Genomic DNA, 21,473 nt, shown 5'->3' with positions numbered 1-21,473 from the left:
TGGTGGTGCCGCGTCGTGGTCGGGCCCGGCGGGAGCGACGCGAGGAACGAGCGGCGCGGATGGTAGACGCGGCACCACCACCCACCCCGACCACCCAGGGTGACCACACGCCGTCGGGAAACGCGACCACGCCTCTACCTCGATCGACCACGCCTTACCTCGGCGGACTCCCAGCCGGGACCCAGCGGCGCGCGGTAGGTTGTGCCCGGCGCGCACCGCCGTGCGCCCCGTCACGTCCGGCGCGAGCCGGTGACCCACGAGGAGCGTCCCCGTGAGCAAGAGCGCCACCGCCGGTGCGAGCGTGTCCGCCGACCACGACGACGAGCTGCAGCCGTCGTCCGGTCCCCGTCCGATCAGCGTGCGCGCGATGGGCTGGTTGCTCGTCGTGGCCGGCGCGATCGGTCTGGCGGGCTCGGCGGCGCTGGCCGTCGAGAAGTTCCTCAAGCTCGCGGACCCGAACCACGTGCCGTCGTGCAGCCTCAACGCGCTGCTCGACTGCGGCGACGCGATGGACTCGTGGCAGGGCGCGCTCCTCGGGTTCCCGAACCCGCTGCTGGGCATCGCGGCCTTCCCCGTCGTCATCACGACGGGTGTCGTGCTGCTCGCCGGGGCGCGGCTCCCGCGCTGGTACTGGCTGGCCCTCCTCGGCGGCACGACCGTCGGCATGGGCCTGATCGTCTTCCTCGTCTGGACGACGATGTACGCGATCTCGGCGATGTGCCCCTACTGCATGGTCGTGTGGTTCGCCATGCTGCCGCTCTTCTGGTACCAGGTGGTCCACGCCGTCCAGGAGGGGTACCTTCCCGCGGGCGACGGCGTGCGTCGCACGCTCGTGGGCAACCGGCACCTGTTCCTGGCGATCGGCTACGTCGCGCTCGTCGCGTGGATCCTGCTGGTCAAGGGCCCCATCATCATGACGCTGTTCTGACGGACGCCGCCGCCGGGCGAGGGCTCGGCGACGCGCGTCCGTGCGGGCGGCGTCAGCGCCAGGCCGGCTGGTCCGGCGCGGCGTCCTGCGGGTATCCGTGACCGCCCGGCTGCGGGGGAGCAGACGGCGCACCTTGGGCCTGGTGGGCGGACTGCGCCGTCGCGCCGGGCTGGCCCGCCGGGATCGGCGTGACGACGACGGCGGTGCCGTACGCGCACACCTCCGAGAACGACGCCGCGATCTCGCCCGTGTCGAAGCGCATCCCGACGACGGCGTTCCCGCCGCGGCGCTGCGCCTCCTGGACCATGCGGTGCATGACCTCCTGGCGGGACTCGTAGACGAGCTTCGTGTACTCCGTCACCTCGCCGCCGCCGATCGAGCGGAACGACGCGACGAAGTTCGCGCCGATGTTCGCGCTGCGCACGGTCATGCCCATCACCTCGCCGAGCACCGCGTCGATGCGGTAGCCGGGCACCTCGTTGGTCGTCACGATGATCACGGCGCACATCCTCGCACGGGCCGGACGGCCGCCGTCGTGCCTCCCGTCGGCCGGTAAACTCGGCCGGGTGACCACGCCTGACACCGCCTCGATCCCGCACGCCTCGGACGCCCCCGCCGCGGGCGGCCCCGCACACCGCTACACGCCGGCGCTCGCGGAGCAGATCGAGCTCAAGTGGCAGGAGCTCTGGGAGCAGCGCGGCACCTTCTGGGCCGCCAACCCCACGGGCGAGCTCACGGACGGCGACGGCCAGGGCCCCGAGGGCGCGAGCCCGTACTTCATCATGGACATGTTCCCGTACCCGTCGGGCGCGGGCCTGCACGTGGGGCACCCCCTCGGGTACATCGCGACGGACGTCGTCGGGCGCTTCCGGCGCATGCGCGGCGAGAACGTGCTGCACGCGCTCGGCTACGACGCTTTCGGCCTGCCGGCCGAGCAGTACGCCGTGCAGACGGGGCAGCACCCGCGCGTGACGACCGAGGCGAACATCGCGAACATGCGTCGTCAGCTGCGTCGCCTCGGCCTGGCGCACGACTCGCGCCGCACGTTCGCGACGATCGACCCCGACTACGTGCGCTGGACGCAGTGGATCTTCCTGCAGATCTTCGACTCCTGGTACGACGCGGACGCGCTGCGCCCCGACGGCGGCCGTGGCCGTGCCCGACGCATCGCGGAGCTCGAGGCCGAGCTCGCCTCCGGTGCTCGCTCGGTGCCGGGCGGGGTGGACGGTGTCGAGGAGGGCGCGGACTGGGCGACGCTCACGCCGACCCAGCGCCGCGCCGTCGTCGACTCCCAGCGCCTCGCGTACGTGGACGAGTCGCCGGTGAACTGGGCCCCGGGCCTGGGCACCGTCCTCGCGAACGAGGAGGTCACGGCCGACGGCCGCTCCGAGCGCGGCAACTTCCCGGTGTTCCAGCGCAGCCTGCGCCAGTGGAAGATGCGCATCACGGCGTACGCCGACCGCCTCGCCGACGATCTCGACCTCATCGACTGGCCGGAGAAGGTCACGGCGATGCAGCGCAACTGGATCGGGCGCAGCGAGGGCGCGCTGGTGCGGTTCGCCGTGCTCGGCACGCCCGACGGCGCGAACGACGCCGCGGCGGAGTCCGGTGGCGAGATCGAGGTCTTCACGACCCGCCCGGACACGCTGTTCGGCGCCACGTTCATGGTCGTCTCGCCCGAGCACCCGCTGCTCGACGAGGTCCCGGCACACTGGCCCGACGGCACGTCGAGCGCGTGGACCGGCGGGCACCGCTCGCCGGTCGAGGCGGTCGCCGCCTACCGTCGGGAGGCGGCCGCGAAGACGGCGGTCGAGCGCCAGGCCGACGCGGGCAAGAAGACGGGCGTGTTCACCGGGCACCTCGCGGTGAACCCGGTGAACGGGCAGACGATCCCGGTCTTCACCGCCGACTACGTCCTCATGGGCTACGGCACGGGCGCGATCATGGCGGTCCCCGGCGGCGACGAGCGCGACTTCGCGTTCGCCGAGGCGTTCGGGCTGCCGGTCGTGCGCACGGTCGAGCCCGAGGGCGGGCTGCCGGAGGACTTCACCGGCCCGTACACGGGTGACGGCGTCGCCGTCGGGTCGTCGAACGACGAGGTGTCGCTCGACGGGCTCGACGTGGCGGAGGCCAAGCGTCGCATCACCGAGTGGCTGGTCGGCAAGGGCCTCGGCGAGGGGACCACGACGTACCGCCTGCGCGACTGGCTGTTCAGTCGCCAGCGCTACTGGGGCGAGCCGTTCCCGATCGTCTGGGACGAGAACGACCAGCCCGTCGCGATCCCCGACGCGCTGCTGCCCGTCGACCTGCCGGACGTCCCGGACTACGCGCCCCGCACCTTCGACGCGGACGACGCCGACTCGTCGCCCGAGGCGCCGCTGGGCCGCAACGACGAGTGGGTCAACGTCACGCTCGACCTCGGCGACGGGCCCAAGCGGTACCGCCGCGACACGAACACCATGCCCAACTGGGCGGGGTCGTGCTGGTACTACCTGCGCTACCTCGACCCGCGGTGGGACGGCGGCGCGGAGGACGTCGTGGTCGACGCGAGCCTCGAGCGGTACTGGATGGGCCCGGAGCACAACCCGAGCGCGGGCCGCGCCGGGGGAGTGGACCTGTACGTCGGCGGCGTCGAGCACGCTGTGCTGCACCTGCTCTACGCGCGCTTCTGGCACAAGGTCCTCTACGACCTGGGCCACGTGACGAGCGTCGAGCCGTTCCACAAGCTCTTCAACCAGGGCTACGTCCAGGCGTACGCGTTCACCGACGCGCGCGGCCAGTACGTGCCGGCCGCCGAGGTCACGGAGGAGCCCGCGTCCGACGGCTCGGGCGAGGTCGTGTACCGCTGGAACGGCGAGGTCGTGCAGCGCGAGTACGGCAAGATGGGCAAGTCCCTCAAGAACGTCGTCACGCCCGACGAGATGTACGCCGAGTACGGCGCCGACACGTTCCGCGTCTACGAGATGTCGATGGGTCCGCTCGACCTGTCGCGCCCGTGGGAGACGCGCGCCGTCGTCGGGTCGCAGCGGTTCCTGCAGCGGCTGTGGCGCAACGTCGTCTCGGAGGAGACCGGCGAGCTGACGGTCGTCGACGAGCCGGCCGACGCCGCGACCCTGCGGGCGGTGCACCGCGCCATCGCCGACGTGCGCGTCGAGATGGAGCACATGCGCCCCAACACGGCGATCGCGAAGCTCATCACGCTCAACAACCACCTCACGTCGCTCGACCGCGTGCCGCGCGAGGCCGTCGAGCCGCTCGTGCTCATGACCGCTCCCGTCGCGCCGCACATCGCCGAGGAGTTGTGGGAGCGCCTGGGCCACGACCGCTCGCTCGCGCACGAACCCTTCCCGACGGCGGACGAGCGCTACCTCGTCGAGGACACCGTGACGTGCGTCGTCCAGGTGAAGGGCAAGGTGCGCGCGCGCCTGGAGGTGCCGCCGTCGATCACGGAGGAGGACCTCACCGCCGCCGCGCTCTCGGAGCCGAACGTCGTGCGAGCGATCGACGGCGCCGAGGTCCGCAAGGTCATCGTCCGCGCCCCGAAGCTGGTCAACATCGTCGTCTGACCCCCAACCCGGTTGTGGGCATGAGATGGGCTCGGTTTCGACTCCGAAACCGGGCCCATTTCATGCCCACAACCGAGGGGTTGTCCACAGATCGTCAGCGAGGGCTGGTGGGGGGTGCACCGGCCCCGCGAGCCTGGCGCACATGACGAACAGATCGCCCGCCGGTGTGCCGTTTCGTGTTCGGGATCGGCAGGAGACGCCGTCGCGCCGACGATTCCGATCAGTGAAGCTGGTCTCGCCTCACCACGGCGTACGGGCCCCGGCCGGTCGGGACGACATCGTCGAGCGGTGCCGTGCCGCAGCGCTGATCCTCGGCCCCGGCGTCGCGTTCGGGCACGTCACCGCGCTCCGTCTGCTCGGCGTGGAGGTTCCGTGGCGGCTCGCGGACGACGACCGCGTGCACGTCGTGTCCCCAGGGCGAGCCGCCCGTCCGCAGCGAGGGGACGTCGTCGCGCACCATGCCACGGGGAACGGTCTGCGCACGACGAACCTCGACGGGCTTCTCACGACGACGGCCCCGCAGACCTGGGTCCACCTCGCCCGCGTCCTGCGCCGCGACGAGCTCGTGGTCCTCGCTGACGCGATGACGCGGCGCCAGGAGCCCGTGACCGACGTCGGCTCCCTGCGCGAGATCGCCCGGACGACGCGCAAGGCGAAGGGGATCGTCGCGTGCCGGGAGGCGCTCGACTTCGTCAGGCCAGGGACGGACTCCACGATGGAGAGCCGGACCCGGCTCCTCCTGGTCCAGTCGGGGCTTCCGTGCCCGGAGGTGAACCGCCCGGTGCACGACGACGTCGGGCGGTTCGTCGCGCTGCCCGACCTGTCCTATCCACGGCTCCGCATCGCCATCGAGTACGACGGCGACGTCCACCGCACCGACCGGGCCACCTGGCGCCGCGACATCCGACGCAAGCAGGCGTTGGAGGCTCTCGGCTGGCGTGTGCTCGTCGTGACGGCGGACGACGTCCTGCGCTTCCCCGACGACCTCGTCGCCCGGGTGGCGGAGGCCCGCCGCCAGGCCCTGACCGCCGGGAGACGCTTGCGGGCATGAAATGGGCCGGGTTTCGGGGTCGACATCGAGCCCATTTCACGCCCACAACACGTGGGGGTCAGCGGCGGCGGGTGCCGAAGATGGTGCGGGTGAGCTCGCGGCCGAGCTGGGTGCCGGCGGAGCGGAGGAACGAGTCGAGCGGGCTCGACGACCGCGACCGGGACGACCCGCCCGACCCCGAGCGACTCTTCGCCGCGTCGCGCTCGAGCTTCGCGCGCATCTTCTCCAGCTCGGCCTGCTCCTTCTTGGCCGCGCGCTCGGCCTCCTTGGCGGCTTCCTTCGCCGCCTTCTCCTGCGCTGCGGCCTCGACCTCCGCCGCCTCGGCGGCGGCGCGGGCCGCGGCCTGCTCCTGCACCCGGACCTGCAGCAGCTCGAACGCGGACTCGTTGTCGACCGCCGTGCCGTAGCGCGCGAACCCGGGCGACGCGGCCACGACGCCTTCGAGCACGGTGGCGGGTGCCGGCTCCATCGACGACTGCGGCGCCCGCACGCGGGTCCACGCGACGGGGGTCGGCGCGCCCTTCTCCGTGAGCACCGTGACGACGGCCTCGCCCGTGCCGAGCGACTGCAGCAGGCGTTCGAGGTCGTAGGGGGACGTCGGGTAGGTGCGCACGGCCGCGCGGAGGGCCGCGGCGTCGTCGGGCGTGAAGGCGCGCAGCGCGTGCTGGACGCGGTTGCCGAGCTGGGCGAGCACGTCGGCGGGGACGTCCTTGGGGCTCTGCGTCACGAAGAACACGCCGACGCCCTTCGACCGCACGAGCCGGACGGTCTGCACCACTTGCTGGAGGAACTCCTTCGACGCGCCCGTGAACAGCAGGTGCGCCTCGTCGAAGAAGAAGACGAGCTTCGGCTTCTCCGCGTCCCCGACCTCGGGCAGCTCCTGGAACAGGTCGGCCAGCAGCCACATGAGGAACGTCGAGAACAGCGCGGGGCGGTCCTGCACCGCGGGCAGCTCGAGCGCGGAGATGACGCCGCGGCCGTCGGGGGCGGTGCGCAGCAGGTCGGACGTCGCGAACGCGGGCTCGCCGAAGAACACGTCCGCCCCCTGCGCCTGCAGGGCGACGATCTCGCGGAGGATGACGCCCGCCGTCGCGCTCGACACCCCGCCGATGCCCTTGAGCTCCGCCTTGCCCTCGTCCGACGTGAGGTAGGCGATCGTCGACTGCAGGTCCTTGAGGTCGAGCAGCGCGAGCCCCTGGGAGTCGGCCCAGTGGAAGATCAGCCCGAGGCTCGACTCCTGCGTCTCGTTGAGCCCGAGGACCTTGGACAGCAGCAGCGGGCCGAAGTCCGTGACGGTCGTGCGGATCGGTACACCGGTCCCGAGCCCGCCGAGCGAGTAGAACTCGACGGGGAAGGTCGTCGGGTCCCAGTCCTGCCCGATCGACGCGGAGCGCTCCACGATCTTCTCGTTCGACTCGCCGGGCACGGCGAGCCCGGACAGGTCGCCCTTGACGTCCGCGAGGAACACGGGCACGCCCGCGGCGGACAGCCCCTCGGCCATGCCTTGCAGCGTCTTCGTCTTGCCGGTCCCGGTCGCGCCCGCGACGAGCCCGTGCCGGTTGAGCATGCTGAGCGCGAACCCCACCTGCACGTCGGCGCGCGGCGTCGGCTCGGTGCCCGGCTCGCCCTCGAGGAGCGCGCCGAGCGCGAGCGTGCCGCCCCGGTACGCGTAGCCGGCCGCCACCTCGGCCGCGTAGCCCTCGAGCGGTCCGGTGCCCGACGGCGCAGCCTCCTCGGCAGGCGCGTCCGCCCCCGCGCTCGGTCCGGTGCCCGACGACGCGGCCCCCTCGCGGGGGCCGCTCGCCTCGGGGCTGTCGGCAGGGTCCGTGGCGTCGGCGGAAGCGCCGGTCGCCGGCGCGCCGGAGCTCTCGGGAGCCGCGGCCTCGGGAGCCGTGCCTGCCTGCGCGGCCGCCTCCGCGGCCTCGAGGGCCGCCTGCGCGGCGGCGGCCCTGGCCTCGGCGGCCTCGGCGGCGGCCTGCGCGGCGGCCGCGCGCAGGGCGGCGAGCTCGGTCGGGGACTGTGCGGCGTCGTCGGCCATGCTCGGATCGTAGGGGCGGCACCGCGGGGGCGCAGCCGGGCCGGGATGCGCGACGGCCCGCGCGCGCCGTAAGGTGGCGCGGCCATGACCGACCACCGCGTGCACGTCGTCACCGACTCGACGGCGTCCCTCCCGCCCGTCCCCGACGAGCGGCTCCGCTCAGTCCCGCTGCACGTGATCGTCGACGACGAGTCCTCGCTCGAGGGGGTGGGCCTCACCGCCGAGGACGTGGCGGCGCACCTCCAGGCCGGTCGCCGGGTCACGACCTCGCAGCCGACGCCGCGCGCCTTCGCCGAGGCGTACGCCGCGGCCGCCGCCGCGGGGGCGCGCGAGATCGTCTCCGTCCACCTCTCGGGCGAGCTCTCGGGCACGGTGCACGCGGCCGCGCTCGCCGCGGCGGACGCGCCGGTCCCGGTGCGGGTCGTGGACTCCCGGACCGTCGCGATGGGGCTGGGCTTCGCGGCGCAGGCCGCCGCCCGGGCCGCGGCGGCAGGGGAGAGCACGGACGTCGTCGCGCGGCGCGCCATCGAGGTCGCCGACGCGAGCCGCGCCGTGTTCCTCGTCGACTCCCTCGACCACCTCCGCCGCGGCGGCCGCCTCAGCGCGGCGTCCGCGGCGCTGGGGACGGTGCTCGGCGTACGGCCGCTGCTGGCCGTGCGGGACGGGAAGATCGAGGTGGTGCAGAAGGTCCGGACCAAGGCCGCGGCGGTCGAGCGGCTGACGACGGTCGCCGTGGAGTCCGCGGCGCGTCGGACACGGCCCGCGCTCGCGGTCCACCACGTCGGGGACGAGCCCGGCGCCCACCGGCTCGCGTCCGAGCTGACCTCCCGCACGGGCCTGGACGTCGTGGTGACCCCGGTGAGCGCGGTGCTGGGCGCTCACGTCGGACCGGGCGTGCTGGCGGTCGTCGTCGCGGAGCTCGCGGACCGCGGCTCGGGCGTCGAGGGCCGCTCGACCGCGCGCTGAGACCCGGGCGTCGCGGACGGCTCGACACGCGCCGAGAATCGTCGGTCCTCCGTACGCGGCGAGGTCGTGCCCGTCGTGGCCGTGCACAGGGCCGTCGACGGAGCGTCCCGTCCCCAGGAGCCTTCGACGAGCGGGATCCTCCCGACCGACGCTCCGTACGGTCGCGGCGTGAGCACCCCACGACCCGAGCCGCGTCAGCACGCCCGTCCCGGTCGCGACCCCGCCCGAGAGGGTGCGGTCGTCCGACAGCGCCTGCGCGCGGTGACCGGGACCGCGCGACCCGCGCTCGCCTGGCACCCGGCGACCGCGACGCTCCCGCAGGTCGGGCCGCCCGACGACCCCGACGTCGGTCCGTGGCCGGGCGGTATCGGGACGCCGGCGCTCGGGCCCGCGGACGACGGCGCGGGACCCGCGCTCGGCGGAGAGGCTCCCGGTCGCCGGGGAATACCGGCCGCGCCAGACGGCGCGGAGCGCCACCGACGCGGTCGGGCGCGGAGTTCGGGCGACCAGGGGGGCGGTTGGCTCCCGCCGCGTCCGGACGTGGACGAGGGCCGGCGTACCGACCTCGCGGGAGAACCCGGGACGGGGGACGGCGAGCCCGCCGCCCTCGGGGGCGCGGACGCCGAGGCGGTCGACCGCCTGCGGTCCAGGGCCGCCCAGACCGCGTCGACGGCGTACACGGCGGCGTACGGGCACCCCACGTCGCACGCGGGGTTCGCCGGGCTCGGCGAGGAGGGGCGCCGCCGGTGGGCGCTGCGGCCCCGGGTGGCGGTCGCGGCGCTCGTCGTCGTGCTCCTCCTCGCGGCCGGGGTCGTGCTGCTCCGGTCCCCGTCCGACGGTGTCACCCCGGTCGCGCCGCTCGACGCGGCGCCCACCGGTGGCGCGGCGACGGGCGCGGACGCCGGACCCGCGACCTCGTCGGACACCGACGAGACGGCCGGCGGTGCGGCCGCGGAGGCAGCCGACGCGGGTGGCGGGGGAGCGGGCACCGGGGCCGAGGGCGCGTCGGGCGGGGTGGTCGTGCACGTCGTGGGCCAGGTCGTCACGCCGGGCCTCGTGACCGTCGCCGCCGACGCACGGGTCGCCGACGCGCTCGACGCGGCGGGCGGGGCGACGGCCGAGGCCGACCTCGCGGCACTGAACCTCGCGCGGACGGTGACCGACGGCGAGCAGATCGTCGTCCCGCGCCCCGGTGAGGCGGTGCCCGAGGCGGCGTCGGCACCACCTGCGGCGGGGACCGCCGCGGACGGCACGGTCGACCTCAACACGGCCGACGCCGCGGCGCTCGACGCGCTGCCCGGGATCGGGCCCGTGCTCGCCGAGCGCATCGTCGCGTGGCGGGAGGAGAACGGTCCGTTCACGACGGTCGACGAGCTCGGCGAGGTGAGCGGGATCGGGCCCGCCGTCCTCGCGGACGTGCGCGACCTCGTCCGGGTGTGACCGACCTGCGGCTCGTCCCGGCGGCGCTCGCGGCCTGGGGGACGGCGTTCCTCGCGGTCGGCACGACGCCGACGGCAGCCCTGCGCGGCGCGTCGCTCGCCGTCGTGCTGCTGGGCGTCGCGCTCGGGGTGCTGCTGCCCGGAGGACGACGTGGCCGCCGCGGGACGCCGACGGCTCCGCGGACCGCCACCTCACCGGGCGTCGCGCGCACGCCGTCGGGGCCGGGAGACCGACGACGTCCGGGGAGCCCCAGGCGGCCCGCCCGGTCGGGTCGGGCCAGGAACGTGCTGGCGCAGGGCGCACTGGTGGTCGCGTGCGTGGCGGCGGTGCTCCTGTCCGCAGGGGCGCAGCTCGCCGATCGGCAGGCGCTCGCCGACCTGGCCGGCCAGGGCGCGACGGCGAGGGTCACCGCGGTCGTGCGCTCCGCCGTCGTGCCGCGGACGAACCCGTGGTCGGGCGCCACCGACCGTCACGAGGTGCGCGTCTCCCTGCGCGAGCTCACCGCGCGCGGCGTGACGACCGCAGCGGCGGGCACCGTCGTCGTGACGGGACCCGGCGACGGCTGGGACGACCTCGCGTACGGGGCGTCCGTCGTGGTGACGGGCCGGCTCGCCGTCCAGGGCGACCGGACGATGCTCCGGACCGAGGGGCCGCCGCGCGTCGTCGAGCCGCCGGGCGCGTTCCTGCGTGGCGTGCACGCCATGCGGCGGGGGCTCCTCGACGCGACGGACGGGCTGAGCCCGCAGGCGCGGGGCCTCGTCCCGGGCGTGGCGGTCGGCGACATCTCGCGGCTCGAACCCGCCCTGGACGAGGCGATGCGCACGACGTCGCTCACGCACGTCACGGCCGTGTCCGGCGGGCACTTCGCGATCGTCGTCGCCTGCGTGGCCGGCCTGTGCGTCCTCGCCCGCGCGCCCCGCGGGGTGCGCGTGGTCGTCACGGGTGCGGCCATGGTCGGCTTCGTCGTGCTCGTCCACCCGGAGCCCAGCGTGCTGCGGGCCGCGGCGATGGGCGCCGTCGGGGTGCTCGGCATCGCGCTCGGCAGGCCGTCGCGCGCCGTCGCCGCGCTCGCGGCGGGCGTCGTCGTGCTGCTCGTCCTCGATCCCGGGCTCGCCCGCTCGTACGGGTTCGTCCTCTCGGTCGCGGCGACGGCCGGGCTCGCGCTCCTCACGACGCCGCTCGCCCGCCGGATGGCGCCGTGGTGCGGGCGGGCCGCCGCGCACGTCGTCGCGGTTCCCGTCGCCGCCCAGGCCGCGTGCGCCCCGGTGCTCGTCCTGCTCGACCCGAGCGTGAGCACGTGGTCCGTCCCCGCCAACCTGCTCGCGGCCCCGGCTCTCGGTCCCGCGACCGTCCTGGGAGTCCTCGCCACCCTCGTCGCGCCGTGGTGGCCGGGCGCGGCGACCGCGCTCGCGTGGGCCGCCGGGCTCTTCACGGGGTGGATCGCGGGCGTCGCCGCGGCGTTCGCAGGCCTGCCCGGCGCGCGGCTGCCGTGGCCCGGAGGCGTCGGCGGGCTGGTCCTGCTCGCGCTCGGGACCGTCGTGCTGCGAGCCGTCGTGCTGCGGTGGCGCGCGCTGCACGAGGCCGGGGAGCGTCGTGCCGTCCGGCGCGCGTCGTCGCCACCCCTGCGCGACCGCGTCGCGCGGGCGGCCCGCGTCGCCCGACGGCGGGTGTCGGCCGAGCGCGGACGTCCGGCGTGGCCGGTCGCGGCGCCGAGACGCCCTCGCCGGAGCCCGGGTCAGGTCCTCGCGGGCGGGGTCGCCGGCGTGGTCCTGGTGGTGCTCGTCGTCGCGCTCGTGCGCCCGCTCGTCGTGACAGCCGGACCGGTGCCGCCGGACTGGGCCGCGGTCGCCTGCGACGTCGGGCAGGGCGACGCCCTCGTGCTGCGATCCGGGCCCCGGTCGGCGGTCGTCGTCGACGTGGGGCCACCGGGGACCGCGGCGGGCGGGTGCCTCGACCGGCTGGGCGTCGACCGGGTCGACCTGCTCGTCCTCAGCCACTTCCACGCCGACCACGTGGGCGGTCTCGACGCCGTCCTCCGCGGCCGGACGGTCGAGCGCGCCCTCGTGACCGCCACGACGGATCCCCCGGAGCAGGCCGAGCGGGCGCTCGCCGCGCTCACGGAGGCGGACGTGCCGGTCCAGGTGGCGACGGCGGGGACCGTCGGCAGCGCGGGTGGTGACGGCACCGCCGCCGGCGTCGGGTGGGAGGTGCTCCAGGCCGGGGTGGGCGGCGGACCGTCGGACGCCGGACCAGGACCGGGCACGTCGTCGGCGGCGTCCCGTGCCCCCTCTCGAGGCGGAGCCGCCACGGAGTCCGACGGCGGCGCGAACGACGCGAGCGTGGCGCTCCTCCTGCACGTGGCGGGGATGGACGTCGTCGCCCTCGGCGACCTGGAGGACGCCGGCCAGGCAGCCCTCGCGCGGACCCTCGCGCAGCGCGGCTCCGGGCCGGTCGACGTCGTCAAGGTCGCGCACCACGGCTCGGCGACGCAGTCCGACCGCCTCGCCGGGCTGCTCTCCCCGACGGTCGCGCTCGTCAGCTCGGGGGAGAACACCTACGGGCACCCGACCGACAGAGCCCTCGACCTCTACCGGGGCGTCGGCGCGACGGTGCTGCGGACCGACACCTGCGGCACGTTCGCACTCGTCGTGCGCGACGGCGTCCTCGCCGCCGCGGGCTGCGGCTGAACGGCGCGGGCTTCCCCGCCCTGGAAGCCTGCGGCCGGGACCGTGGTGGACGGTCCCCGGAGCCCGGAGCCCGGAGCCCGGAGCCCGGAGCCCGGAGCCCACAGCCCACAGCCCGCGAGGCCGGGGACGGCGAGCCCGGGGCGTCCGGACACGCGGCGGCGTTCTCGCGCGGTGGGTGGCTCGTGGGAGGCTGGTGCCATGCCCGCGCCGACCCGCACCGCCCGCCCGTCCGCCGGCCCGTCGCTCGCGTGGGACGACGTCCGGCTCGCGCCGGTCGTGCTGGTGCAGGGCCCCGAGTCCCTCCTCGCCGAGCGGGCCGTGGACGCGATCGTCGGGCTCGCGCGCGAGCGCGACCCCGAGGTCGAGAAGGTCACGATGGAGGGCGCCACGTACCAGGCGGGGATGCTCACCGTCGCGGCGAGCCCGTCGTTGTTCGGCGAGGCGAAGGTCGTCGTGGTCGAGGGCGCGGAGGCGGCGACGGACGCGCTCGTCGCCGACGTCGTGGACTACGTCCCGACCGCCGACCCGGAGACGACCGTCGTCGTCGTGCACGGGGGCGGGGTGCGCGGCAAGCGCATGCTCGACGCGATCAAGGCGAGCGGAGCGCCCGTCGTCGCGGTCGAGGCGATCAAGAAGGACTCCGACAAGACCGCGTTCGTCACCGCCGAGTTCCGCCGCGCCCGCCGACGCATCGACGCGTCGGGGGTGCGCGCCCTCGTCGAGGCGGTCGGCAACGACCTCCGCGAGCTCGCCGCGGCCTGCAGCCAGCTCGTCACGGACACGGACGGCACCGTGAGCGAGGCCGTCGTGGACCGGTACTACGGAGGGCGGGTCGAGGCGACCGGGTTCCGCGTCGCCGACGCCGCCGTCGCCGGGAACGCGGGAGAGGCCGTCGCGCTCCTGCGCCACGCGCTCGCGACCGGCGCCGACCCGGTGCCGCTCGTCGCGGCGCTCGCGATGAAGCTCCGTGCGCTCGCGAAGGTCGGCGCGATGCGCGGCCGCGGGGGGATCACGGCGAAGGACCTCGGTCTCGCCCCCTGGCAGGTCGACCGGGCGCGCCGCGAGCTCGCGGGCTGGACACCGGAGGGGCTCGCCACGGCGATCAGCGCCGTCGCCCAGGCCGACGCGGAGGTCAAGGGCGCCGGGCGTGACCCGGTGTTCGCCGTCGAGCGTGCGGTCCTCACCATCGCCCGCGCCCACGGTCGCTGAGCGCGCCCTCCGTCGAGGTCTTCAGCGGCGGTCCACGGCTCTCTGTCGCCGGTCCACGGCTCTACCGCGCCGGACCACGGCTCTACTTCGTCGGACTCCGGTGTTCTTCCGTTGCACGCACGGAGGGGCGCCGACCCGTGCGGGTCGGCGCCCCTCCGTGGGAAGCCTGTGCGGCCGTCGTGACGTTCAGCGTGTCACGCGGACGCGGGCGAACCGTGCGCTCAGAGAGCGTTGACGGCCTTCGCGATGGCCGACTTGCGGTTCGCGGCCTGGTTCGCGTGGATGACGCCCTTCGAGACCGCCTTGTCGAGCTTGCGCGAAGCAGCCTGGAGCGCGGTGCTCGCCGCGTCCTTGTCGCCCGCGGCGACGGCCTCGCGCACGCGGCGCACGTACGTCTTGAGCTCGGACTTGACCGCCTTGTTGCGCAGGCGAGCCTTCTCGTTCGTACGGATGCGCTTGATCTGGGACTTGATGTTTGCCACGTGTGGACTCTCTGGTTCTGTTCGCCGGAGCGAGCGGATAGGTCGTAGAGGGCGGCTCCAGCTCCGGGACTGGGGTGGGGAACCCGTGGAGAGGTGCTGGGGCTGTGCCCGCCGACCTGGGCGGACACGCGACCAACGAGACTACCAGTGACACTGGTGAGAATACCAATCGCAGTGGACGGATTGCCCACCGGTGCTGGTCGCGCAACGAGGCGCCAAGCTCTCGTGGGCCTCCGGCTCAGCGGTGCTGCGAGATGCCCGCCACCACGCGGTCGAAGACGTCGCGGCCGACGACGGCGCCCTCGCGCCGGACGGCGGCCGGGTCGACGCGGAGCACGCGGTCGAGCCGGACCTCGCTGTCGCGGCCCTTCGCGTCCCACGGGCCGGACCCGATGTCGAGCCAGTAGCGGCCCCAGCGCGCCTCGTCGCCGGCGTCGCGCGAGTGGTCCTTGCTCGTGAGCATGACGCCGAGCAGCCACGCGCCGTCCGACCCGACGAGCAGGACCGGCCGGTCCTTGCCCTGTGTGTGGTCCTCCTCGAAGGGCACCCAGGTCCAGACGATCTCGCCGGGGTCCGGGTCGCCGTCGAGCCGTGGCGCGTACTGCGCGCGCACCCGGCCCTCGTAGTCGCCGGGGTACGTGCTGGCCCGGCTGCCGCTCGCCGCGGGCCGGGCCGGGGCTCCGGTCCGCGCAGGGCCGGGCCGCGCCGGGGGAGCCGGCCGCGGGCCGGGGTGCGGGGAGGGCGTCCGGCTCGCGGGCCTCCGCTCCCTCATGGGCGCGCGCGTCGCCGCGGTGCCCGTGCCCGAGCCGCCCTGCGACGAGCGCGTGAGCCCGGAGACGACGGCGCGTGCCGCGTCGGTGAGTAGTCCCAGCCATCGGTTGCGTGCCACGCGCGCACCCTACCGGCCGGGCGGCGCGCGGCGAGGGTGAACGCCGTCGCGCCCCGGGGGGGCTCAGCCGGCGAGGACGGCGTCCACCTCGCGCAGGAAGGCGTCGAGGTCGCCGGGGTTGCGCGACGTGACGAGCGTGTAGCCCTCGTCGTCCCGCACGACCGACCGGTCGACCCAGGCCCCGCCCGCGTTGAGCACGTCGGTCTCGAGCGAGGGGTAGCTCGTGAGGGTCTTGCCCTCGACCGCCGCGGCCTCGACGAGCGCCCAGGGGCCGTGGCAGATCGCCGCGACGGGCTTGCCCGCGGTCGTGAACGCGCGGACGAGGCTCACGGCGTCGTCCTGCAGGCGCAGCGCGTCCGCGTTGATCGTGCCTCCGGGCACGAGCAGCAGGTCGTACTCGGCAGGGTCGGCGTCGGCGTGCGTGAGCGTCGGCGTGACGGTGCGGCCGGGGTCCTTGTCGTCCACCAGGGTCTGCACGTCGTCCGCGGACACCGCGGCGACGTCGACCTCCACCCCCTCGCCGCGCAGGTGCTCGAGCGGCACGACGAGCTCGTCCTGCTCGACGCCGTAGTTCGTCACGATCGCCAGCACGCGACGGCCGCGGTGACGGCCGGAGGTCCGGTGCGCGGTGTCCTGGGCCATGAGCGCTCCTCTCGTCACCGGTCGGCCCGGTGCGGCCGGCCGGTCCTCCACGCTAGGTCGGCTCGCGCCGCCCCGCAGGGCGGGCGGGTGCCCGACGCCGGACGTGGGACAATGGAGGCTCCCGCCCGCCCGAGAGCGACCGTCGGCGCGCCCGCCCCCGAGCGCGCGGCCCGACCCGCACGCCACTCCCAGGAGCGCACCCGCGTTGTCCCCGATCCCCAGCGCCCAGCTGAGCACCCGCATCCAGCCCGCGGCCACGCCGCCCGAGCTGATCCGGAACTTCTGCATCATCGCGCACATCGACCACGGCAAGTCGACCCTGGCCGACCGCATGCTGCAGCTCACCGGTGTCGTCGAGCCGCGTGCCATGCGCGCCCAGTACCTCGACCGCATGGACATCGAGCGCGAGCGCGGCATCACGATCAAGTCGCAGGCCGTCCGCATGCCGTGGGCGGTCGTCGAGGACGGGGTCGAGACCCCGCACGCGCTGAACATGATCGACACCCCGGGCCACGTCGACTTCACGTACGAGGTCTCGCGGTCGCTCGCCGCGTGCGAGGGCGCGGTGCTGCTCGTCGACGCGGCGCAGGGCATCGAGGCGCAGACCCTCGCGAACCTGTACCTCGCGATGGAGAACGAGCTCGAGATCATCCCGGTGCTCAACAAGATCGACCTGCCGGCGGCGCAGCCCGAGAAGTACGCGGAGGAGCTCGCGAACCTCGTGGGCGGCGACCCGGACGACGTGCTCAAGGTCTCCGGCAAGACGGGCGCGGGCGTCGAGGTGCTGCTCGACCGCATCGTCGAGCGCGTGCCGGCGCCGGTCGGCGACGCCGACGCCCCCGCGCGCGCCATGATCTTCGACTCGGTGTACGACACCTACCGCGGCGTCGTGACGTACGTGCGCGTCGTCGACGGCAACCTCAACCCGCGCGAGCGCATCGTCATGATGTCGACGCGCGCGACGCACGAGCTGCTCGAGATCGGCGTCATCTCGCCCGAGCCGATCGTCACGAAGGGCCTGGGCGTCGGCGAGGTCGGCTACCTCATCACGGGAGTGAAGGACGTGCGCCAGTCCAAGGTCGGCGACACGGTGACGAACGCGGCCAAGCCCGCCGCCGACGCGCTCGGCGGCTACTCGGACCCGAAGCCCATGGTCTTCTCGGGCCTGTACCCGATCGACGGGACCGACTACCCGGTGCTGCGCGACGCGCTCGACAAGCTCAAGCTCAACGACGCCGCGCTCAACTACGAGCCCGAGACGTCGGTCGCGCTCGGCTTCGGCTTCCGCGTCGGGTTCCTCGGCCTGCTGCACCTGGAGATCGTGCGCGAGCGCCTGGAGCGCGAGTTCGACCTCGACCTCATCTCGACCGCGCCGAACGTCGTCTACGACGTGACGCTCGAGGACGGGACGCTCGTCAACGTGACGAACCCGTCGGAGTTCCCGGGCGGCAAGATCAAGCAGGTGAGCGAGCCCGTCGTGCGCGCGACGATCCTCGCGCCGAGCGAGTTCGTCGGCACCGTCATGGGCCTGTGCAACGACCGCCGCGGCCAGATGCTCGGCATGGACTACCTGTCCGAGGACCGCGTGGAGCTGCGCTTCACCCTGCCGCTCGCCGAGATCGTGTTCGACTTCTTCGACCAGCTCAAGTCACGCACGCGCGGCTACGCGTCGCTCGACTACGAGCCCTCGGGCGACCAGGTCGCCGACCTCGTCAAGGTCGACATCCTGCTCCAGGGCGAGCAGGTGGACGCGTTCAGCGCGATCGTGCACAAGGACAAGGCGTACGACTACGGCGTCATGATGACGGCGAAGCTCAAGGAGATCATCCCGCGCCAGCAGTTCGAGGTGCCGATCCAGGCGGCGGTCGGCGCGCGCGTCATCGCGCGCGAGACCGTGCGCGCGATGCGCAAGGACGTCCTCGCCAAGTGCTACGGCGGCGACATCAGCCGCAAGCGCAAGCTGCTCGAGAAGCAGAAGGAGGGCAAGAAGCGCATGAAGAACATCGGGTCCGTCGAGGTCCCGAAGGACGCCTTCATCGCCGCGCTCTCCTCCGACGCCGCGGGCGGCAAGGACGCCAAGGACAAGTCCAAGAAGTGAGCCCGGCCCTGCCCGACGGCGAGCCGGTCCCGCCCGACGGCTCGCTCCCCGCGTGGGTCGCGGCGGGCGGGCCGTCCCCGGAGGGCCGCGACCCGTCGGGCCCGACGGCGCGGCGCGGGTTCGGCGTGTACCTGCACGTCCCGTTCTGCTCGGTGCGGTGCGGGTACTGCGACTTCAACACGTACACGGCGTCCGAGCTCGGCGGGGGCGCGAGCCAGGCGTCGTACGCGAGCACGGCGCTCCTCGAGATCGACCTCGCGGCGCGCGTCCTGCGCGACGCCGGGCTGCCGGAGCGGCCGGTGTCGACCGTCTTCGTCGGCGGCGGCACGCCCACGCTCCTGCCCGCCGGGGACCTCGCACGCCTGCTCCGCGGGGTGCGCGACGCGTGGGGACTGGCACCGGGCGCGGAGGTCACGACCGAGGCCAACCCGGACTCGGTGACGCCGGAGTCGCTCGCGGAGCTCGCGGACGCCGGGTTCACGCGCGTCTCGTTCGGCATGCAGTCGGCGGTCCCGCACGTCCTCGCGACCCTCGAGCGCACGCACGACCCGCGCCGCATCCCCGACGTCGTGCGCTGGACGCGCGACGCGGGCCTGCAGGTCTCGCTCGATCTCATCTACGGCACGCCGGGGGAGAGCCTCGACGACTGGAGGGCGAGCCTCGACGCGGCCCTCGCGACCGGCGTCGACCACGTGTCGGCCTATGCCCTCGTCGTCGAGCAGGGCACCAAGATGGCCGCCCAGGTGCGGCGCGGCGAGGTCGCGCTGCCGAGCGAGGACGACCAGGCGACGAAGTACGAGCTCGCCGACGAGCTCCTCACCGCCGCCGGGCTCACCTGGTACGAGGTGAGCAACTGGGCCCGCACCGACGGCGACCGCTGCCGCCACAACCTCGCGTACTGGCGGGGCGACGACTGGTGGGGGATCGGTCCTGGCGCGCACTCGTACGTCGCGGCGCCGTCGGCCGTCCCCGTGCACGCGACGGCCCAGCCCGCGCCCGTGACCGACGACACGGGCGCGTCGGTCCAGGAGCCGCGGGTCGGCGTGCGATGGTGGAACGTGAAGCACCCGCGCCGGTACGCGGCGCTGCTCGAGGCGGGCACGAGCCCCGCGGCGGGGCGCGAGCTCCTCACGCGGGACGAGGGACGGCTCGAGCAGGCCATGCTCGGCGTGCGGCTGCACGAGGGTCTCGACCTCGCGGTCCTGTCCCCGGCCGGACGGCGCGCCGTCGCCGGGCTCGTCGCGAACGGGCTGCTCGACGGCCGCGCGGCGGTCGCCGGGCGTGCGGTGCTCACCCTGCGGGGGCGGTTGCTGGCGGACACGGTGGTACGGGAGATCACGGACGAGTGACGACGACCTACGAGGCACCTCGACCCGGGACGACCCCTGCGGGGGTCGGTCGCCCGACGCTCGAGGAGCCTCGCGTCGTCGGGCACGTGCGCGCGCCCGGCGCCGGCCGACGGCCGGGCCGGCCGACCGTGCGCTACCGCCGGATGCCCGGACTGGACGGGCTGCGGGCTCTGGCCGTCGTCGTGGTGGTCGCGTTCCACCTCGCCCCGGCGACGTTCCCCGGCGGGTACGTCGGGGTCGACGTCTTCTTCGTGCTCTCGGGCTTCCTCATCACGACCCTCCTCGTGCGCGAGCACCGCGACCGGCACCACGTGGGGCTGCGCTCCTTCTGGGCGCGACGTGCCCGCCGCCTGCTCCCCGCGCTCGGGCTGGTCGTCGCGGTGTGCACGGCCGCGGCAGCCGTCGTCGGGGGCGACGTCCTCGTCGGCATCGGGCCCCAGCTCCTCGGCGCCGCCACCTTCACGAGCAACTGGGTCGACGTCGCGAGCGGGGCCACCTACTCGGGAGCGCTGCTCCCGCACCTCTTCGGCAACCTGTGGTCGCTCGCGGTCGAGGAGCAGTTCTACCTCCTGTGGCCGCTCGTCGTCGTGCTCCTGTGCGTCGTGCGACCCCTGCACCGCCGGGCGCCGTGGATCGTCGCCGGCCTCGGGCTGGCGTCGGCGGCGCTCATGGCGCTGCTCTACTCGCCCGGCTCCGACCCGACGCGCGTCTACGTCGGCACCGACACCCACCTCTTCGCGCTCATGGCCGGTGCGGCGCTCGCGCTCTGGCACGTGCGCCCGGTCCAGCGGCCCGACGGCGACGCCCGGGCCGGCGCCGACGCGCACGCCCTCCTGCCGGGCGGGCCCCGCGTGCGCACGCCGCGCGGTCGGCTCGCCGTCCTCGTCGCCGGGGCCCTCGGGGCCGCCGTGCTCGTGGTCGCCGTCGTGACGATGCGCTGGGACGGCGCGCTCGCGTACCGCGGCGGCCTGCTCGTGTGCGCGGTCGCCGCGACCGCGGTGCTCAACGCCGTCGTGTGCCTGCCCGGCCTCGGTGCGCAGCTCGACCGCGGCCCGCTCGGCTGGGTCGGACGGCGGTCGTACGGGCTCTACCTGTGGCACTGGCCCGTGCTCGTGCTCGCCGCCGCCGCGCTCGGGACCGTGGTGGGTCCCGTGACCCCGGGCACGGTGCACCCGCTCGTCGTCGTCGTGACGCTCGCCGTGACGGTCGTCGCGGCGGCGCTGTCCTTCCGGTACGTCGAGCGGCCCGTCCTGCGCCGCGGGCTGCGCGGTGCGGCGCGCGACCTCGCTCGTCGCCTCCAGCCCACGCCGGGCGAGGCGGGGCCGCGCGTCCTGACCCGCCGCGGCTGGGCCCTGGCGGCGTCGTGCGCGCTCGTCGTCGGCCTCTCCGCCGCCGGGGTCGTCAACGCACCCGCCACGACGAGCGTCGAGCAGCAGATCGCGGCGGGGGAGCAGGTCGCGCGGGCGACGCAGGCCGCGCCGGGCGCGGCGACGCCCGCGGCCGGCCCCGAGGCGGCGGCTCCGGCCGACGGCGCCGAGCCGGCCCCGCCCACCGCGAGCCCCGAGGCGGCGCCCGCCGAGGCAGCGCCCGACGAGGCGGCGGTACCGGTCGCGGCACCGACGGGCGACCAGGTGACCGTCGTGGGGGACTCCGTGACGCTCGCGAGCGCGCCCGCGCTCACCGGCGCGCTCCCGGGCGCGTACGTCGACGGCGCGGTCTCGCGCCAGGTCAAGGACGGACCGGCGGCGCTCGCCGCCGCGCGCGACGCGGGCGCGCTGCGGCCCTACGTCGTCCTCTCCCTCGGCACCAACAGCACCGCGAGCGCCGCGGCGATGGACGAGCTGCTCGCGGCGGTCGGGCCCGGCCACCGCGTCGTCCTCGTCACCGGGTACGCCGACCGGCCGTGGGTCCCGGGCACGAACGCCGAGATCGTCGCCGCCGCGGGCCGGCACCCCGGCGTGGTCGTCGCGGACTGGTCGGCCGCGGTGGTCGCGGACCCGTCCGTGCTCGGCCCGGACGGCGTGCACCCCACGGACGCGGGAGCGACGACGTACACGACGGTCGTCGTCGACGGCCTGGCCCGTGCGGCGGCGCTGGGCGCCGCGACGAGCTGACCCCTCCACGGCCG

15 protein-coding genes are annotated in these 21,473 nt (G+C 75.1%); 10 read left to right on the top strand and 5 right to left on the bottom strand.

Annotation, left to right across the window (positions count from 1 at the left end):
* Positions 1 to 271: 271 nt before the first annotated feature.
* Entirely contained in the window at positions 272 to 928 is a 657-nt protein-coding gene (locus ACFC2L_RS13575) for a vitamin K epoxide reductase family protein (protein WP_375824822.1), read from the top strand.
* 52 nt (positions 929 to 980) lie between these two features.
* On the opposite strand, the gene ACFC2L_RS13570 is transcribed toward ACFC2L_RS13575, so the two are convergent.
* Positions 981 to 1,427, bottom strand: coding sequence for a YbjQ family protein (locus ACFC2L_RS13570; RefSeq protein ID WP_253050354.1), 447 nt, complete (start codon positions 1,425 to 1,427; stop codon positions 981 to 983).
* Between the two features lie 67 nt (positions 1,428 to 1,494).
* Here ACFC2L_RS13570 and leuS point away from each other — a divergent pair, with 67 nt between their 5' ends.
* Positions 1,495 to 4,494, top strand: a complete 3,000-nt coding sequence (leuS, locus tag ACFC2L_RS13565; RefSeq protein WP_375824821.1) for a leucine--tRNA ligase — start codon at positions 1,495 to 1,497, stop codon at positions 4,492 to 4,494.
* Positions 4,495 to 4,717: 223 nt separating this feature from the next.
* Positions 4,718 to 5,545 carry an endonuclease domain-containing protein gene (locus tag ACFC2L_RS13560; protein WP_375824820.1) on the top strand — a complete coding sequence of 276 codons (828 nt, stop codon included), beginning with the start codon at positions 4,718 to 4,720 and terminating at the stop codon, positions 5,543 to 5,545.
* 58 nt (positions 5,546 to 5,603) lie between these two features.
* On the opposite strand, the gene ACFC2L_RS13555 is transcribed toward ACFC2L_RS13560, so the two are convergent.
* The gene (locus tag ACFC2L_RS13555) at positions 5,604 to 7,583 is read right to left on the bottom strand and encodes a helicase HerA-like domain-containing protein (protein WP_375824819.1); all 1,980 of its coding nucleotides are present in this window, start codon (positions 7,581 to 7,583) and stop codon (positions 5,604 to 5,606) included.
* Positions 7,584 to 7,667: 84 nt separating this feature from the next.
* On the opposite strand from ACFC2L_RS13555, the gene ACFC2L_RS13550 reads away from it, so the two are divergent.
* From ACFC2L_RS13550 to holA, 4 genes are all read left to right on the top strand, one after another.
* Complete coding sequence (locus ACFC2L_RS13550; protein ID WP_375824818.1) at positions 7,668 to 8,549, top strand: DegV family protein; 882 nt, start codon at positions 7,668 to 7,670, stop codon at positions 8,547 to 8,549.
* Positions 8,550 to 8,717: 168 nt separating this feature from the next.
* Positions 8,718 to 9,989: a ComEA family DNA-binding protein gene (locus ACFC2L_RS13545; RefSeq protein WP_375824817.1), complete on the top strand. Its 1,272-nt coding sequence runs from the start codon at positions 8,718 to 8,720 to the stop codon at positions 9,987 to 9,989.
* Positions 9,986 to 12,676: a ComEC/Rec2 family competence protein gene (locus ACFC2L_RS13540; protein WP_375824816.1), complete on the top strand. Its 2,691-nt coding sequence runs from the start codon at positions 9,986 to 9,988 to the stop codon at positions 12,674 to 12,676. Before ACFC2L_RS13545 ends, ACFC2L_RS13540 begins: the two co-directional genes overlap by 4 nt.
* 198 nt (positions 12,677 to 12,874) lie before the next feature.
* Positions 12,875 to 13,885 carry a DNA polymerase III subunit delta gene (gene holA / locus ACFC2L_RS13535; protein ID WP_375824815.1) on the top strand — a complete coding sequence of 337 codons (1,011 nt, stop codon included), beginning with the start codon at positions 12,875 to 12,877 and terminating at the stop codon, positions 13,883 to 13,885.
* 221 nt (positions 13,886 to 14,106) lie between these two features.
* Here the strand turns inward: holA and rpsT are convergent, their stop codons facing one another.
* From rpsT to ACFC2L_RS13520, 3 genes are all read right to left on the bottom strand, one after another.
* Positions 14,107 to 14,367, bottom strand: coding sequence for a 30S ribosomal protein S20 (gene rpsT, locus ACFC2L_RS13530; RefSeq protein ID WP_047232984.1), 261 nt, complete (start codon positions 14,365 to 14,367; stop codon positions 14,107 to 14,109).
* A gap of 238 nt (positions 14,368 to 14,605) precedes the next feature.
* Entirely contained in the window at positions 14,606 to 15,256 is a 651-nt protein-coding gene (locus ACFC2L_RS13525; RefSeq protein WP_375824814.1) for a type II toxin-antitoxin system PemK/MazF family toxin, read from the bottom strand.
* A 63-nt stretch (positions 15,257 to 15,319) separates the two neighbouring features.
* Positions 15,320 to 15,898 carry a type 1 glutamine amidotransferase domain-containing protein gene (locus ACFC2L_RS13520; RefSeq protein WP_375824813.1) on the bottom strand — a complete coding sequence of 193 codons (579 nt, stop codon included), beginning with the start codon at positions 15,896 to 15,898 and terminating at the stop codon, positions 15,320 to 15,322.
* 205 nt (positions 15,899 to 16,103) lie between these two features.
* On the opposite strand from ACFC2L_RS13520, the gene lepA reads away from it, so the two are divergent.
* Genes lepA through ACFC2L_RS13505 form a run of 3 tightly spaced genes read left to right on the top strand, consistent with a single transcriptional unit; the run spans position 16,104 to position 21,459 of the window.
* Positions 16,104 to 17,996 carry a translation elongation factor 4 gene (lepA, locus tag ACFC2L_RS13515; protein ID WP_375824812.1) on the top strand — a complete coding sequence of 631 codons (1,893 nt, stop codon included), beginning with the start codon at positions 16,104 to 16,106 and terminating at the stop codon, positions 17,994 to 17,996.
* On the top strand, positions 17,993 to 19,345 hold the full coding sequence (gene hemW / locus ACFC2L_RS13510; protein WP_375824811.1) for a radical SAM family heme chaperone HemW: 1,353 nt from the start codon (positions 17,993 to 17,995) through the stop codon (positions 19,343 to 19,345). The genes lepA and hemW overlap by 4 nt, the downstream gene beginning before the upstream one ends.
* On the top strand, positions 19,342 to 21,459 hold the full coding sequence (locus tag ACFC2L_RS13505) for an acyltransferase family protein (RefSeq protein ID WP_375824810.1): 2,118 nt from the start codon (positions 19,342 to 19,344) through the stop codon (positions 21,457 to 21,459). Before hemW ends, ACFC2L_RS13505 begins: the two co-directional genes overlap by 4 nt.
* The last annotated feature ends 14 nt before the right edge of the window (positions 21,460 to 21,473 follow it).

Source organism: Cellulosimicrobium sp. NPDC055967, from assembly GCF_042269845.1.
Lineage (GTDB): Bacteria > Actinomycetota > Actinomycetes > Actinomycetales > Cellulomonadaceae > Cellulosimicrobium.
Note: the sequence above shows the minus strand (reverse complement) of the source record. Positions and strands in the feature narration are given on the sequence as shown.

Bases quoted from the DNA above. Each gene is read 5' to 3' on its own strand.
- ACFC2L_RS13555 (WP_375824819.1), bottom strand. From the start codon at position 7,583: ATGGCCGACGACGCCGCACAGTCCCCGACCGAGCTCGCCGCCCTGCGC.
- holA (WP_375824815.1), top strand. From the start codon at position 12,875: ATGCCCGCGCCGACCCGCACCGCCCGCCCGTCCGCCGGCCCGTCGCTC.
- ACFC2L_RS13550 (WP_375824818.1), top strand. From the start codon at position 7,668: ATGACCGACCACCGCGTGCACGTCGTCACCGACTCGACGGCGTCCCTC.
- ACFC2L_RS13520 (WP_375824813.1), bottom strand. From the start codon at position 15,898: ATGGCCCAGGACACCGCGCACCGGACCTCCGGCCGTCACCGCGGCCGT.